The following is a 15,227-nucleotide window of genomic DNA, read 5'->3' as shown; positions in this document are numbered from 1 at the left end:
TCGCCCGACGATGACGATCACCCGACAGGCCGCACCGGCAGCGCCCGTGGCCACCGCGAAGCTCGGTGGCCCCAGCGACCGCAAGTGGGCGGCGATCTTCGTGTCGCCCGCGGTGCTGATCATGACGGCGTTCATGCTCGTGCCGATCCTGCTGACCTTGTGGATCAGCCTGCACGAGTGGTCGATGCTCACTCCGATCGGCGACATGACGTGGCGGGGGCTGGGAAACTACGCCGACCTCATCGGCGATCCGGCCTTCCGCGGCTCGATGCGCAACACCATCGTCTACGTCCTGCTCGTCGTCGCGTTGACGGTACCGCTGGCGGTGTTGCTCGGCCTGTTGCTGTACTTCCCCCGGGTGGGCGGCAAGGGTGCGGTCCGTACCGCGTTGTTCGCCACCTACGTGATCCCGACGGTGGCGATCGCAATGGTCTGGGGCGCGCTGTACGCCCCGACCTACGGCCCGTTCGACCAGATTCTCGGCTGGTTCGGGATCTCCGGCGTCGGCTGGCTGAGCTCGCCCAGCACCGCACTGATCAGCCTGGTGATCTTTCACGTCTGGCAGATGGTCGGGTACTACACCGTGCTCGTCGTCGCGGGCCTGACCCAGATCCCCGGTGACCTCTACGAGGTGGCGCGCGTCGACGGCGCGGGGTTCTGGCGCCAGACGGTGTCGATCACGTTGCCGATGCTGGGACGCACGATGACGTTCATCGTGCTGGTGGCGGTGGTCAACGCCGTGCAGGTGTTCGACCCGATCTACATCCTGACCCAGGGCGGACCGGCGGGCAGCACGGACATCGTGTCCTTCTCGATCCAACGCGCCGCATTCCAGTACGGCCTGGCCGGGCAGGCCAGCGCGATGGCGTTCTCGCTGTTCATCGTGATGATCGCCGTAGTGGCGGCGATCATGGCCGCGATGCGGAGGCGGCGATGACCAACGCATGGCGAAAGATGATCGCCCGGTCCGGGCTGCGACTGCTCCTGGCGCTCGTCCTCCTGGTCCCGGTCTTCCCGCTGGCGTGGATGCTGCTGTCCAGCGTCAAGAGCCCGCAGGAATTGATGCAGACACCGCCGAGCTGGTGGCCGGAGCAGCCGAGCCTGGACGCCTACCGCACGGTGTTCGAGATCCTTCCGTTCGGACGGGCGTTCGGCAACAGCTTCCTGGTGGCCGGTGTCGCCACCCTGTCCGTGGTCGTCACCAGTGTGCTGGCCGGTTACGCCTTCGCGAAATATCGCTTCAAGGGCCGCGACACCCTGTTCTGGGTCCTCGTCGGCACGATGTTCCTGCCGCCGGTCGTCATGCTCGTGCCGCTGTACTGGCTGGTGTCACAGTTGGGCCTGTCCGACAGCTATCTGGGCGTGATGCTTCCGTGGCTGGCCAACGGGTTCGGCATCTTCTTGATGCGTCAGTTCATCGCGGACGTGCCCGACGAGCTGATCGACGCCGCCCGCCTCGACGGGGCGGGCGAGGCACGCATCGTGCGCACCGTCGTCGCGCCGTTGGTCATGCCTGCCGTGGTGACGTTGTCGATCTTCGCCTTCGTCTTCTACTGGAACAACTTCTTGTGGCCGCTGTCCATTCTGCAGACCACCGAGAAGTTCCCGGTCGTGCTCATGCTCAGCCAGTTGCTGTCGTACAGCACGAGCGTGCAGTACCAGAACGTCGTCATGGCCGGGGCAGCCGTCGCCAGCATCCCGACCATCGTGTTGTTCCTGCTCACCCAGCGGGTGTTCGTCGCCGGGATCGCCCGGACGGGGGTGAAGGGATGAGTGGCGAGAGCGAGGTCGCCGCAGGACGATGCCTGCTCGGGGTGGACCTGGGCGGGACCCGGCTCCGGCTGCTCGTCGAGCGTCCCGACGGTGACCGCGAGCCGTTGGTCACGACCGCCGCGCCGGGGTCGTACGCCGAGCTGATCGAGACGATCGCGCTGCAGGCACGAGCCGCGCCAGTTGCCGTCGACGCCGTCGGCCTGGGCATTCCCGGCACCTGTCATGGTTCGCGGGCCGGGTTCGTTCCCGCGTTGCCGTGGTTGGACGGCCGTGATGTCGGTGCCGATCTGAGCGCCCGGCTGGCCGCGGAGGTGACGGTTGCGAACGACGCTCAATTGAGCCTGCTGGCAGAAGCCCGGACCGGCGCGGCGCGCGATGCCGACTCGGCGATCATGGTCACGGTCGGCACGGGCATCGGTGGAGCGATGATGCTCGGTGGCCGGTTGTGGCGCGGTGCCCACGGCAGTGCCGGCTCGTGGGGATGGCTCGACGCTGCGGAGGCCGAGCCCGACGCGGTGCACGGTCCGTTCGAACAGGTCGCTTCGGGTTCCGCTCTTGATGCACTCGCCGGCGACATCGGCGGGGAGGACGTGGTCGAACGGGCACGGCGCGGTGAGCGCGGAGCGCAGCAGATCGTCGAGACCTACGCCCGCCGGCTCGGCCGCGGCCTCGCCGGGCTGTGCAGCGCCCTGGACCCCGAAGTAGTCGTCATGGCCGGAGGCGTGGTCGCTGCGTTCGACGTGATCGGACCGGTGATGAACGACGAACGCCGCCGCTGGAGCTCCCCTGATGGACGTGGCATCCGGGTGGTTCCGGCCGAGCTCGGCGCTTCGGCGGGGGTCGCCGGAGCGCTCGAAGCTGCCCGCCGCGGCCAGGAGGTGTGGGCATGACCGCGATTCCGTACTCGACGGCACTCGACCCAGCATCCGGTGTGCCCCTGTACATGCAGGTCGAACAGAGCCTGCAAGAACGTGTCGACGCCGGCGAGTGGCAGGCCGGTGAGAGGGTGCCCACGGAAGGCGAGCTGTGCGAGGCCTACGGGGTCAGCCGGGTGACGATCCGCCAGGCCCTGGCCCGGATGGTCGACCGCGGTGTCCTGGTCCGAGAGCGTGGCCGCGGCACGTTCGTCCGCGACCAGAGCCTCACCGCGGGAGCGCGCGGCGTGACGTCGTTCACCGTCGAGATGGCCGCCATCGGCCTCGAAGCCGGCAGCCTGGTGGTCAGCATGGCGCCGACCACGGCCGCGCGGGCGGGGGTGCCACCGGAGATGGGACTGGGCCCAGACGATCCCGTCGTCGAGATCAGGCGATTGCGCACCGGCGGTGGCCGCCCGGTGGGCGTACAGACCAGCGTGTTGTCGCTGGCCAGATTCCCCGGCCTGGACGAGATCGATCTCGGCACGGGTTCGCTGTACGAACTGCTGCGAACGCGGTACGGCGTGACCCCGGTCGAGGCGGTCGAGACCTTCACCGTCGGCGGTGTGCTTGCCGAGGACGCCGAGCTCCTCGAGGTGAAGGTCGGCACCCATGCCTTCTACGTCAGCCGGGTCACCTCCGACGCCAGGGGTGTCTTCGAGTACTGCCACAGCGTCATGCGTGGCGACCGCTACCGGCTTCGGCTCGGCCTGCGGAATCAGTGAAAACGAAAGGGAAACGTTCATGAACACGACGGCCCGCTACACCCGCGCGCTGATCGAACTGCTCGACAAGCTCGCCGAGAGCCAGAACCAGGTCCTCGACGACGTGGCCCATCGAGCCGCGGACGCGTTGCAGTCCGGCGGGTTGATCCACTTGTTCGGCAGTGGACACTCGGTGATCCCGACCATCGAGGCGTTTCCTCGCTACGGGAGCTTCGCCGGTATCCACCCGCTCACCGACCCGAGGCTGATGTGGCATGACGTGCTCGGCTCCGGAGGCGTCCGAGAGCTGCTGTGGCTGGAACGCACGGAGGGTTACATCGACAAGTTCCTCGACCACGAGCCGCTGAACCCCGGTGACCTACTGGTCGTGTACTCGCATGGCGGTCGCAACTCCGCCGGAATCGAGGCGGCCATGTATGCGCGCGAGCGCGGCCTGACCACGGTGGCCGTGACCTCAGCGGAGAACCTGTCCCGACCCGCTGAGCACTCCAGCGGCCGGCGGCTGGGCGAGGTGTGCGATCTCGTCGTCGACACCGGCGTGCCGGTCCAAGACGCCATCGTCGACATCGAGGGCTGGAGCAGGCCGGTGGGCGGCGCTTCGACCGTGGTGGCAGCGACCGTGAGCCACGAGATCATCACCCGCACGGCCAGCGTCCTCGCCGACCGAGGCGTGGAGTTGCCGACGTTCGTGTCCCCGACCGTGCCGGGGGCCAGCCTCGCGTCGAACGACGAGGTCTTCGACGCCCACCGTGCCCTGGTGCACGCCGCCGAGGGGCGCGCGCTGGGCGTATCGGGCTGAGGCCAGGCAAGCCCGGGGCGGCCAGCTGCTCGACGGTGTCAGCTCGGCTCGCCCCGGGCCTTGCGCCGCACCACCACGACGATGTCGATCAGGGCGATCACGGCCAACAGGGCGAGCACGACGACCAGGACGACCGGGGCGTCGGCCGCGGCCAGCCACACGGCCGCGATACCGCACACGAGCAAGCCGAAGAGCGCGAGCAGGAGACGCAGCGTCAGGGCACTTCGAGCCGGCGAGGCGCCCCCGATGCCGGCGGTCGGGTCATGGTGATCGGTTCGGCCGGCTCGGTGCTCACCAGGCTGCTCGCCTGCGGACGGACGATGCTCGTCGCTCATGTCACCACGCTCCACCGGTACGACGACGCCTACCGGGTTCACTACCCACTGACCGGCGGTGGACTCGTCCTCAGGTGAAGGCCGACTCGCCGGTCAGGGCCTGACCGATGACGAGCTGATGTACCTCGGAGGTCCCCTCGTACGTCAGGACGGACTCCAGATTGTTGGCGTGGCGCAGCGGCGAGTACTCCAAGGTGATCCCGCTGGCGCCGAGAATCGTGCGGCATTCACGGGCGATGGCCAGGGCCTCGCGGACGTTGTTCAGCTTGCCGAAGCTGATCTGTCGCGGTTGAAGCTCGCCGGCGTCCTTCAGCCGCCCCAGATGCAACGCGAGCAGATACCCCTTCTGCAGCTCGAGCGTCATGTCCGCGAGCTTGGTCTGGGTGATCTGATACGACGACAGCGAGCGATCGAAGACCTCACGGCTGGCGGCGTAGTCCAGCGCGGTCTGCAGGCAGTCGCGCGCCGCGCCGAGCGCACCGAAGACGATGCCGAAACGCGCCTCGTTCAGGCAGGACAACGGCCCGCGCAGGCTCGACACCTCGGGCAGGACGGCATCGGCGGGCAGACGGACGTTCTCCAGGACCAGCTCGCTGGTGATCGAGGCGCGCAGCGACAGCTTCCGGGTGATCTTCGGCGCGCTGAACCCGGGCGTACCCGCCGGAACCAGGAAGCCGCGTACGCCGTCGTCGGTCTTGGCCCACACCACGGCGACATCGGCGACCGAGCCGTTGGTGATCCACATCTTGGTGCCGTCGAGCACCCAGTCGTCGCCGTCGCGGCGGGCGCGGGTCCGCATGCCGGCGGGGTTGGAGCCGAAGTCGGCCTCGGTGAGGCCGAAACAGCCGATCAGCTCGCCGGCTGCCATGCCGGGCAGCCAGCGCTGCTTCTGCTCTTCCGAGCCGAAGGCGTGGATGGCGAACATCGCCAGTGAACCTTGCACGGAAACCAGGCTGCGCACCCCGGAGTCGCCGGCTTCCAGCTCCATACAGGCCAGGCCGTAGGAGGTGGCGTTCGTGCCTGCGCACCCGTAACCCTCGAGGTGCATGCCGAGCAGGCCGAGCTTGCCGGCCTCGCGCGCGGTCTCGCGCACGGTGTCGTCGTCGATGCCCTGCTCGTACCACTCGGCGACGTTCGGGCGCACGCGATCGTCGACGAACTTGCGCACGGTGTCGCGGATGGCTCGTTCCTCGTCGTCGAGGAGGTGCTCGGTGCTCAACAGATCAAGCGGCGCGGTGCCGGTCATGTCACTCCTTTTCGGCCAGTTCGACGGCGGCCGTCTCGATGTCGTGCTCACTCAGCAGGACGTGGTTGGCAGCCGTACCCAGCGGCACGAAGCTGTCGTGCGCGCTGACGCGAGCGGCGGACCCGGCGTAGCCGGACTCCACGAGCGCGCTCAGGACGCCTTCGCCGACCCCAGCGGCATGGCGTGTCTCGTCCACGACCAGCACCCGCCCGGTGGCCTCGGCCGCACGGACGATGTCGTCGACCGGCAGTGGCGCCAGCCAGCGCAGATCGAGCACGCGGACGGCGATGCCACGCTGGGCCAGCCGGCGAGCGACCCGCAGGCTCATCCGCACGCCGTTGGCGAAGGTGACGATGGTGAGATCGCGGCCTTCGCCGTGGACCCGAGCGCGACCGATGGGCACGTGCTCGCCGGCGTCGGCGGCAAGCCAGCCGCCGTCGCCGTCGGCGAACAGGTCTCGCGTGTGGTACAGCGCGATCGGTTCGAGAAAGACGCAGACGGTCCCGTCGACCGACGCCGCGGCCAGACAGGTGCGCAGCATGGCCGCGGCGTCGTCGCCCCGGGCCGGGCAGGCGACCACCAGACCGGGGATGTCACGCAGGACCGCGACGGCGTTGTCGTTGTGGAAGTGCCCGCCGAAGCCACGCTGATAGGCCAGGCCGGCGATACGCACGACCAACGGGTTGCGGTACTGCCCCCGGGAGAAGAACGACAGCGAGGCGGCCTCACCGCGCAGCTGGTCTTCAGCGTTGTGCAGGTAGGCCAGGTACTGGATCTCCGGGACCGGGAGCAGGCCGGCCAGGCCGGCGCCGAGGCCGAAGCCCAGGATCGACTGCTCGTCGAGCAGCGTGTCGAACACTCTGGCCTGGCCGAACCGTCGTGACAGGCCGCGGGTGACGCCGTACACGCCGCCCTTGCGCCCGACGTCCTCGCCGAAGACCACGACCCGGTGGTCGTTGTCCAGCGCCGCGGCGAGCGTGGTGTTGATCGACTCCGCCAAGGTGGCCGGCGCTGCTTCACCGTCGGGCTTGCGTAGCCGCTTCGCGGCGTCGGCGACCAGCTCCGGCGTGCGTGGCGACAACGGCGCGACGATCTCGGCCGCCGAACCCAGCTGAGGCGACTCGGCGACCTCGGCCACGACGGCATCGACCCTGGCCCGAATCTGGTGGTAGCGGGCGGTGAGGTCAGCACCCGTGGCCGCGCCGGCGCCGACCAATGCTCGGGCGGTCCCCAGGACCGGATCGCGCTGGTAGTCCGCGACGATCTCGGTGTGGCTGCGATAGGTGATCTCGGCGTCGCTGCCGGCATGGCCGAGGTAGCGCACGGTGCGCAGGTGCAGAAAGACCGGGCGGCGACGTTCGCGCACCAGCCGGGCCGCTTCGGTGGCGGCCTCGAGCGCTGCGACGGTGTCGGAGCCGTCCACGGCGATGTAGGTCAGCCCCGGTCGCGAGCCGTAGGCCGCCCGGATCCAGCCGGTCGGCGTGGGCACGGAGATCCCGGTGCCGTTGTCTTCGCAGACCAGCAGTAGCGGCATCGGCAGCCCGCGATAGGCCGTGTTGAGCGCGGTGTTGATGGCACCCGTGGCCGTCGAGTGGTTCGCCGAGGCGTCGCCGAACGAGCAGACCACGACGGAGTCGTCCGGCCACGGCGGCTCGACGCCCAGGCGGCGCGCGCGGTGCAAGGCGAGCGCCAGGCCCACGGCCCGCGGCAGGTGCGAGGCGATCGTGGACGTCTGCGGGATGATCGACAGGGCCGCGTGGCCGAACACCTTGTGCCGACCTCCGGCGATCGGCTCGTTGGCGGAGCCGATCAGGCTCTGGACGATGTCGCGGATCGGGGTCGACCCGTCCACCTGGCCCGCGCGAGCCACGTAGAACCCGCCGGAGCGATAGTGCAGCAACGCCGGGTCGGTGGCGCGCAGCGCCTCGGCGACCACGGCGTTGCTCTCGTGGCCGGCCGACCCGATGGTGTAGAAGCCGCGGCCCTCGGCCTGCAGCTCCCGGGCGACGACATCGAGGTGCCGGCTGGTCACCTGCGCGTCGAAGATCCGCCACAGCGTTGCAGGACCGGTCGCTGCCACCGCCGGCCCCGCCTCGGCCGGCCCGGTGTCGAGCTCGGCCACCGCGCCGAGGAGAGCGTCCTGCAGAGCTGCCACCGGGTTGGTCGAGGGGGTCACGGTGTCAAGCGTCCTCAGCCGTCGAGGCGGAACTCGGTGTCGGGGACCAGCTCGGCGACGTCCATCTGGGCTTTCTGCAACTTGCCGGAGTAGTCCCAGTTCATCGACTGCCACCGGGTGAACTGGTCGAGCACCCAGATGCCGGACTGCCGCGAGCCGTTGCCGGACTTGCCGTTGCCGCCGAACGGCAGGTGCGCCTCGGCGCCGGAGGTGGAGTTGTTGACGCTGACCATGCCGGCGCCGATGCCGCGCCGGTAGGCGAACACCTCGGCGGGGTCGTTGGTGTAGATGGAGCACGACAACCCGTATCCGGGCGCATTGGCCAGTTCGATGGCGTCGTCGAGGCTGGTGCACGTCGTGACGCCGACGATGGGGCCGAACGTCTCGTTGTCGAACAGCTCGTCGCCGGGGCGGACGCCGTCGACGATCACGGGGTGGTAGTACAGGCCGTTCGACGGGTCGCCGGCGAAGCCGGGGCGTGGGTTGGCTGCGGTGATCCGCCCGGTGGGGCCGTGGACCGTGTGCTGCGGCTGGATCCAACCGAGGTACTTCTCGTACCGCTCGGCGAACTTCGCATCCAGCAGCGGCCCCATGAGCACGTCACCGCTCGGGTCGCCGACCACGGCGGCGTCGACGGCTGCGGTGAAGCGGCGCAGGAACTCGTCGTGGATCGACTCGTGCACGATGGCCGTCCCCAGCGACGTACACCGCTGCCCGGCCGTGCCGAATCCGGAGAACAGCGCACCTTCGACGGCGAGGTCGAGGTCGGCGCTGGGCATGACGACCAGCGGGTTCTTGCCGCCCAGCTCCAGACAGGCGGTCTGCAGATGGCGTCCGGTCAGCGCGCCGATCTCGCGGCCGACCTCCGGCGAACCGGTGAATCCGACCTTGTCGACGTAACCCTGCTCGAGCGCCTGCTCGAGGCCGGCGTACGTGGTGGCGCCGTCGGCATGAACGATGTTGAACACGCCGTCGGGCAGCCCGCCCCCGCGCACGAACAGCTCGTGGAAGGCCTGCGAGATGGCCGCGGAGTACTCCGCCGGCTTCCAGACGACGGTGTTGCCGGCCAGCAGGGCCGGGACGATGTACCACGACGGAACCGCGACGGGGAAGTTGCCGGCGGTGATGACCGCGACGGTGCCGACGGGGTTGCGGAAGGTGAACAGCTGCTTGTCGGGCATCTCGCTCGGCACGGTCTGCCCGTACAGGCGCCGGCCCTCGCCGAGGAAGAAGTCGCAGGTGTCCACGATCTCGCGGACTTCACCGAGCGCCTCGGTGTAGGGCTTGCCGATCTCGCGCACGACGAGTCGCGCCAGAGCTTCGGCGTTCTGCTCGACCACGCGCCCGATGTGGGCGATGGCCCGGCCACGGACCGGGGCGGGCACGTCGGCCCAGGCCTGTTGGGCGTTGGAGGCGACCACGGCGGCGCTGACGAACACGCGCGCCGGCGCAAGATCGATCTCGGCGACCACATCGTCGAGGTTGGCCGGGTTCAGCGACGGCAGCCGAGGCGACGTACCGGAGTCCAGGGGCTTGCCGTCGACTACGGAGGTGACGAGACGGGACACGGTGACTACTCCTCGGTTCTCATGACGTCTGGCGAGCTACGGCGCGGCCGAACGCCGCGACGGCCTGGTCGATCTCATCATCTGACACCGAGAGGGCGGGACGGAAGCGGATCGCGTGCTCGCCGCTGGGCAAGGCGATGACGTGCTCGGTGTCGCGCAGGTCGGCCAGTACGGCGTTGCGGGTGGCCTGGTCGGGCAGGTCGGCGGCGACCATCAGGCCCCGGCCGCGGACATTGGTGACGGCCGCGGCCTCGGCCGCCACGGCGTGCAGGCCCGCCACGAACCGCTCGCCCTTCGCCTTCGCCGCGTCGATGAGGCCCTCGGCCTCGATGATCTCGAGAATACGGCGGGAGCGGACCATGTCGACGAGACCACCGCCCCAGGTGGAGTTGATACGCCCGGAGACCGCGAAGACGTTGTCCGGCACCTCGTCGAGGCGCCGGCCGGCCATGATGCCGCCCACCTGGACCTTCTTCGAGAACGCGACGATGTCCGGCGACAGGCCGAGCTGTTGATACGCCCAGGCCGACCCGGTGGTCCCGGCGCCGGTCTGCACTTCGTCGACGATGAACAACGCGTCGTGTTCGTGCGCCAGGCGCTGCATCGCCTGGAGGAACTCCGCGCGCATGTGGTTGTCGCCGCCTTCGCCCTGGATCGGCTCGGCGATGAACGCGGCGATGTCGTGCGGGTGGTCGGCGAAGGCCTGCCGGGCTTGGGCCAGCGCGCGCTCTTCGGCAACCGCCACCTCGTCCAGGTGATCGGCGAGCGGGAACCGGATCGCCGGTACGTCGACCCGCGGCCAGTCGAACTTCGGATACCGGGCGGTCTTGCCCGGATCGGTGTTGGTCAGCGACATCGTGTAGCCGCTGCGGCCGTGGAATGCCCTGGTGAGATGGAGAACCCGGGTGCCGAGCCCAGCGTCACGCCCGTTCGCCTCGTTGTGCCGGCTCTTCCAGTCGAAGGCGGCCTTCAGCGCGTTCTCGACCGCGAGCGCGCCACCTTCGACGAAGAACAGGTGCGGCAGCTCGGGGTCACCGAGCACGCGGGAGAAGGTCTCGCTGAACTCGGCCAGGTGCGCGGTGTAGACGTCGGAGTTGGCCGGCTTGTTCGCCGCGACCTGGGCGAGCAACTCCATGAAGGCGGGATCGTCGACGATCCCCGGTGGGTTGCAGCCCAGGGGAGAGGAGGCGAAGAACGTGTACATGTCGAGGTAGCGCGTGCCGTCGCGAGCGTCGACCAGCCAGCTTCCCCGGCTGGCGATGGGGTCGAGGACGAGCTTGAAGCCGTCGGTGAGCAGGTGCTTGGCGAGGACGGCGTGGACTTCGTCTGCCGGGATGCTGAGCTGTTCAGCCATGGTGATGAGCTCCTTGGCCTGGGCGCTGGACGTCTGGTGAAGGCGTGGCGGGAAGTTCTTCCTGTGGGCGCGGCCTACTACGTAAATCTTACGGTATCAGGCAAGTGATCCCGGTGATCGTCAGGCACTGGGCCGGATGTGGACGTTGATCGTCACGTCCTGATCGCTCCGGCGTCCGCCGCGCGTACCATCGCCCGGATGAAGCACTACGACGTGCTCGTCGTCGGCCTCGGGGCGGTGGGTAGCGCCGCTGTCCATCACCTGACCGCGATGGGGACGAGCGTGCTCGGCATCGACCGGTACGCGCCCCCGCACCCGTACGGCTCGACCCATGGCGACACCCGCATCACGCGCGAGGCGGTCGGCGAGGGCGAGGTCTACGTGCCGTTCGTCCGGCGCAGCCACGAGCTGTGGCACGAGCTGGAGCACGAGACGTCCACCGCGGTGCTGCACCGCACGGGTGGGTTGCTGGTGCGCCCCGCCTCGGTCACGGCCTCCATGCACGGTGCCGACGACTTCCTGCGGTCCACCATCGACGTGGCCGTCGCACACGGCATCGACCATCGGCTCCTCGACGCCGACGAGCTGCGCCGGGAGTTCCCCCAGTTCCGGGTCGGCGTCGACGACGTCGGCTTCTTCGAGCCGGGCGCCGGCTATGTCCTGGCCGACGACGCCGTTCGTGCCCAGCTGGAACTCGCCGAGCGCCGCGGTGCGACGCTGCGGCGGGACGAACGCGTGCTGTCCGTCGTCGACACACCCGCCGGCGCCGAGGTCCGTACCGAGCGCGAGCGCTACGGCGCGGACGTGGTGATCCTGGCGCCCGGCGCCTGGCTGCCGGAACTGATCGAGCCCGAGCTGGCACGACTGTTCACCGTGTATCGCCAGGTGCAGTCCTGGTTCGAACCGCAACGTCCAGGCACCGCGTTCGAGCCGGACCGGTGCCCGATCTTCATCCGGCAGACCGGGCCCGGCGTCGACGACGTGTTCTACGGCTTTCCCGCCATCCACGGTCCGGCCGGCGGCGTGAAGATCGGTACCGAGCGCTACGACACACCCACCGCGCCGGGCACCGTCCGCCGTACCGTCGACCCGGCCGAGCACGCCGCGGCCTACGAGAGGTTCGTCCGCGGCCGCGTCCTGGGCGTGACCGACACCGTGCTGCGCGGTATCACCTGCCTGTACACCGTGACCCCGGACTTCGGCTTCGTCGTCGACCGGCATCCCGGGCGCGAGCACGTCGTCGTCGCAGCAGCATGCTCGGGGCACGGGTTCAAGCACTCCGCTGCTGTCGGTGAGGCCACAGCGGCGCTGGCCATCGGCGGTGTGCCGCGGCTGAACCTGTCGGCGTTCTCGTTCGCCAGGTTCACCGGTTGACGGCGCGGCGGCCTCAGCCGTCGACGGAGACGCCGAACTGGACGTCGTGGCTGGACGCATCGGCGGCGGCGAAGGCCAGCAGCCGCTCTGCTTCGTCGGCCACCGCATCGCGTGCGGCGGAGTCGAGCCGGCGAAACGGCGTGATCGCCACGGTGGCGGTGCCGCGGGCGCGGATGATCCGCCACATGCCGGCCACCGTGCCGTCGACCAGCAGTGCATTCGGGGTCACACCGTTGCGGGTGTTCATGCGTTTGCGGTCGACGTCGGAGATGATCCGGGTGCGGTCGGCGTGGGAGCGCAGCACGTTGTCGAAATCCGGGAGGAAACGCGGTGGCGCCGGGACGTCCGGGGCCGGGAGCTCGGCGTCGGGCAGGTCGAACAGCTGCGTGCCGTTGTCGTCGTCAAACGAGCGAAGGCTCGCCCGCAGCGGTTCGACGACCTCACGCAGGCGCGTCAGGCCCGACCAGGTCTGCATGTCGGCCACGCTGGCCGGGCCGAAGGCGCCGAGGTAGCGCAGCACCATCGTGGCCGGTGCTGGCTGTGGGTCGAGGCCGCGACCCAGCCACGACTCGGCCGTGGTGAGGCGGGGCTGCCCGCGCTGTCCCCACACGCCTCTCGGTGGTACCTGGACCAGGGGGAGGAGATCACGAGCGGCGTGCGCCAGGTGACCGGGGCCGCAAGTGGGCCAGTGTTCGGCCAGCAACGTGCCGAGCTCGGCGTTGGTTCGCGGCTCCTGCTCCAGAAGCGGCCGGGCGACCTCGACGAGCCGGTCGAGGTCGACGTCGGCCAACGGCTTGGCATGCAGCATGTTGGTACGCAGGTCGCGATCCATGATGACCTGCGTCAGCGGGCGAAGCGTGGCACAGTCCGCCGCCGACACCAGGTGGATGGTCCCGCGCATCACGACGATGCGGACGACCTTGCGGTCGAGCAAGAGGCCGGCGAGCTCGTCGGGGGTGAATCCGGCCAGGCGCGACCACAGCTGATAGTAGGCAGACGACGGCGCCTGCGCCTCCAGGCCCACGAGATGCTCGATCGCTGTCAGGGCGTTCACGTCGCGGCGGCGCAGCAGGAACTGGCGCTCCAGCGTGGCGCGGCCCAGCTCGCGCGCCGACAAGGTCGCGCGAGCAGGCCCGGACGTTCGCGGCGAGTTCGGCATCACCATCGATCGTAGGGCTCGCCCCGGCCGTTCCGCGGACGGTCGTCAGGCACAATCCCGGGCATGGCAACGCTCTACCGCAACGCTCGCGTCCACAGCCCGACCGAGCCCGCGGCCACGGCGATGCTCGTGGTGGGCGACCGGATCGCCTGGGTCGGGGCCGACCACCCGAGTGCCGCGGCCGGCGCCGACATCGTCGACCTCGGCGGTGCGCTGGTCACTCCGGCCTTCGTCGATGCGCACGTTCACCTGACCGAGACGGGCCTGGCGATGGACGGTGTCGATCTGACGTCGGCGACCAGCCGGAGCGACGTGCTCGATGCCGTGGCCCGCCGGGCCCGGCAGCGCCCAGGCGAAGTGATCATGGGTTTCGGCTGGGACGAGGGCGCCTGGCCGGAACCACGCCCACCCGCCCGGGCCGAACTCGACCGCGCCGGCGGCGGGGCGCCGGTCTATCTCGCGCGGGTCGACGTGCACACCGCGGCGGTGTCGTCAGCCCTGCTGGACGCCGACCCCGGGATCGCGGTAGCCGACGGCTACGACGACGGCCTCGTCCGCCGCGACGCACACCACCGGGCACGAGGGGCGGCCCGGGCCGCACTGGACCCCGAACGCGTGCGGACCTTGCGGCGCGAGGCGCTGCTGAGCGCGGCGAAGCTGGGCATCGGGGCTGTTCATGAGATGGGCGCCCCCCACATCAGCGACGCCGACGACTTCGCCGCCGTCCTGGCGCTCGGCGCCGAGCCCGATCTCCCGGACGTCATCGGCTACTGGGGCGAGTTGCACCAGGTGGAGCGTGCCCGCCAGCTGGGCGCTGTCGGCGCGGGCGGAGACCTCAACCTGGACGGCTCGCTCGGCTCACGCAGCGCTCGGCTGTCCGACGGCTACGCCGATGCGCCGGGCGAGCGGGGCATGCTCTACGTCGGTCTGGACGACGCCACGGCGCACGTCGTGGCGTGCACCAGGGCAGGCCTGCAGGCCGGGTTCCACTGCATCGGCGACGAGGCGGTCGCCATGGCCGTGGCCGCTGTCGCTGCCGCCGCTCGGCACTGCGGCCTGGCTGAGGTCAGGGCATGCCGGCACCGGCTCGAGCATGTGGAGATGCTCGCCCCCGACTTGGTGCCCGAGCTGGCCCGGCTGGGGATCGCGGCGAGCGTGCAGCCGAGCTTCGACGAGCTCTGGGGTGGGCCTGACGGCATGTACGCGCAGCGGCTCACGCCGGAACGCGCCGGCGGGCTCAACCCGTTCGGGCCGATGGCCGACGCCGGCATCTTGCTGGCGTTCGGTTCCGACTCGCCGGTCACGCCCATGAGCGGCTGGCAGGCGGTGCGCGCGGCGACCGGCCATCACGCGCCCGAGCACCGGCTCAACACGCGCGAAGCGCTGGCCGCGGCCACGCGGGGTGGATGGCGAGCTGCGAGAGTCGACGACGCTGGCGTCCTCGCTCCTGGCATGCTGGCGTCGTTCGCCGTGTGGGATGTTCCCGGCGACCTCGTCGACGGTCTGCCTGACGTCGCCGCCGGGACTGATCCACCACACTGTCGGCGTACAGTCGTGCGTGGCCGAACGGTGTGGGAAGGCTGACACGCCGGTCGGCCGGACACTTTCTCGATCGACTTCACCGAAAGCGCACCGCTCGGACCTGGGCAGATGTGCTGTTTACGCAGGTCAGAGCGTGGCTTGACACCTACGGATCGGTGCAGCACAGTCGCAGAAGTCCACCAGCGGACGAACCGCTCGGGTCAGTGGCCTGGGTGGGTGGTGCGACCGGGGTCGAGGGGCGACTTTCCACCGGGAAGTCGGG

The 15,227-nt window shown here is 69.9% G+C and carries 13 protein-coding genes; 7 read left to right on the top strand and 6 right to left on the bottom strand.

Features of this window, described 5'->3' with window-relative positions:
* Positions 1 to 10: 10 nt before the first annotated feature.
* The 5 genes from M6444_RS05760 to M6444_RS05740 are packed head-to-tail and all read left to right on the top strand — an operon-like array spanning position 11 to position 4,211.
* Positions 11 to 937, top strand: a complete 927-nt coding sequence (locus M6444_RS05760) for a sugar ABC transporter permease (RefSeq protein WP_298324029.1) — start codon at positions 11 to 13, stop codon at positions 935 to 937.
* The gene (locus tag M6444_RS05755) at positions 934 to 1,773 is read left to right on the top strand and encodes a carbohydrate ABC transporter permease (protein ID WP_298324026.1); all 840 of its coding nucleotides are present in this window, start codon (positions 934 to 936) and stop codon (positions 1,771 to 1,773) included. Before M6444_RS05760 ends, M6444_RS05755 begins: the two co-directional genes overlap by 4 nt.
* Positions 1,770 to 2,663 (top strand): ROK family protein, encoded by an 894-nt coding sequence (locus tag M6444_RS05750; protein ID WP_298324023.1) that lies wholly within the window; start codon positions 1,770 to 1,772, stop codon positions 2,661 to 2,663. Before M6444_RS05755 ends, M6444_RS05750 begins: the two co-directional genes overlap by 4 nt.
* On the top strand, positions 2,660 to 3,412 hold the full coding sequence (locus tag M6444_RS05745) for a GntR family transcriptional regulator (protein ID WP_298324020.1): 753 nt from the start codon (positions 2,660 to 2,662) through the stop codon (positions 3,410 to 3,412). Before M6444_RS05750 ends, M6444_RS05745 begins: the two co-directional genes overlap by 4 nt.
* A 19-nt stretch (positions 3,413 to 3,431) precedes the next feature.
* Positions 3,432 to 4,211: an SIS domain-containing protein gene (locus tag M6444_RS05740; protein ID WP_298324018.1), complete on the top strand. Its 780-nt coding sequence runs from the start codon at positions 3,432 to 3,434 to the stop codon at positions 4,209 to 4,211.
* 38 nt (positions 4,212 to 4,249) lie between these two features.
* Here M6444_RS05740 and M6444_RS05735 read toward each other — a convergent pair whose 3' ends face one another.
* The 5 genes from M6444_RS05735 to lat all read right to left on the bottom strand — a co-directional run bounded on the left by M6444_RS05735 (position 4,250) and on the right by lat (position 10,890).
* Complete coding sequence (locus M6444_RS05735) at positions 4,250 to 4,546, bottom strand: DUF6343 family protein (RefSeq protein WP_298324016.1); 297 nt, start codon at positions 4,544 to 4,546, stop codon at positions 4,250 to 4,252.
* Between the two features lie 70 nt (positions 4,547 to 4,616).
* The gene (locus M6444_RS05730) at positions 4,617 to 5,792 is read right to left on the bottom strand and encodes an acyl-CoA dehydrogenase family protein (RefSeq protein WP_298324014.1); all 1,176 of its coding nucleotides are present in this window, start codon (positions 5,790 to 5,792) and stop codon (positions 4,617 to 4,619) included.
* Between the two features lies 1 nt (position 5,793).
* Positions 5,794 to 7,872 (bottom strand): thiamine pyrophosphate-dependent enzyme, encoded by a 2,079-nt coding sequence (locus M6444_RS05725; RefSeq protein WP_363326254.1) that lies wholly within the window; start codon positions 7,870 to 7,872, stop codon positions 5,794 to 5,796.
* A 110-nt stretch (positions 7,873 to 7,982) separates the two neighbouring features.
* Positions 7,983 to 9,536: an aldehyde dehydrogenase family protein gene (locus M6444_RS05720; RefSeq protein WP_298324008.1), complete on the bottom strand. Its 1,554-nt coding sequence runs from the start codon at positions 9,534 to 9,536 to the stop codon at positions 7,983 to 7,985.
* A 19-nt stretch (positions 9,537 to 9,555) separates the two neighbouring features.
* On the bottom strand, positions 9,556 to 10,890 hold the full coding sequence (gene lat / locus M6444_RS05715; protein ID WP_298324005.1) for an L-lysine 6-transaminase: 1,335 nt from the start codon (positions 10,888 to 10,890) through the stop codon (positions 9,556 to 9,558).
* Positions 10,891 to 11,088: 198 nt separating this feature from the next.
* On the opposite strand from lat, the gene solA reads away from it, so the two are divergent.
* Entirely contained in the window at positions 11,089 to 12,264 is a 1,176-nt protein-coding gene (gene solA / locus M6444_RS05710; RefSeq protein WP_298324003.1) for an N-methyl-L-tryptophan oxidase, read from the top strand.
* A 13-nt stretch (positions 12,265 to 12,277) separates the two neighbouring features.
* Here solA and M6444_RS05705 read toward each other — a convergent pair whose 3' ends face one another.
* Complete coding sequence (locus M6444_RS05705) at positions 12,278 to 13,423, bottom strand: winged helix DNA-binding domain-containing protein (RefSeq protein WP_298324000.1); 1,146 nt, start codon at positions 13,421 to 13,423, stop codon at positions 12,278 to 12,280.
* Between the two features lie 63 nt (positions 13,424 to 13,486).
* On the opposite strand from M6444_RS05705, the gene M6444_RS05700 reads away from it, so the two are divergent.
* Positions 13,487 to 15,007 (top strand): amidohydrolase family protein, encoded by a 1,521-nt coding sequence (locus M6444_RS05700; protein WP_298323997.1) that lies wholly within the window; start codon positions 13,487 to 13,489, stop codon positions 15,005 to 15,007.
* Positions 15,008 to 15,227: the final 220 nt, after the last annotated feature.

The sequence above is a fragment of the Haloactinopolyspora sp. genome (assembly GCF_027324685.1).
GTDB lineage: Bacteria > Actinomycetota > Actinomycetes > Jiangellales > Jiangellaceae > Haloactinopolyspora.
Note: the sequence above shows the minus strand (reverse complement) of the source record. Positions and strands in the feature narration are given on the sequence as shown.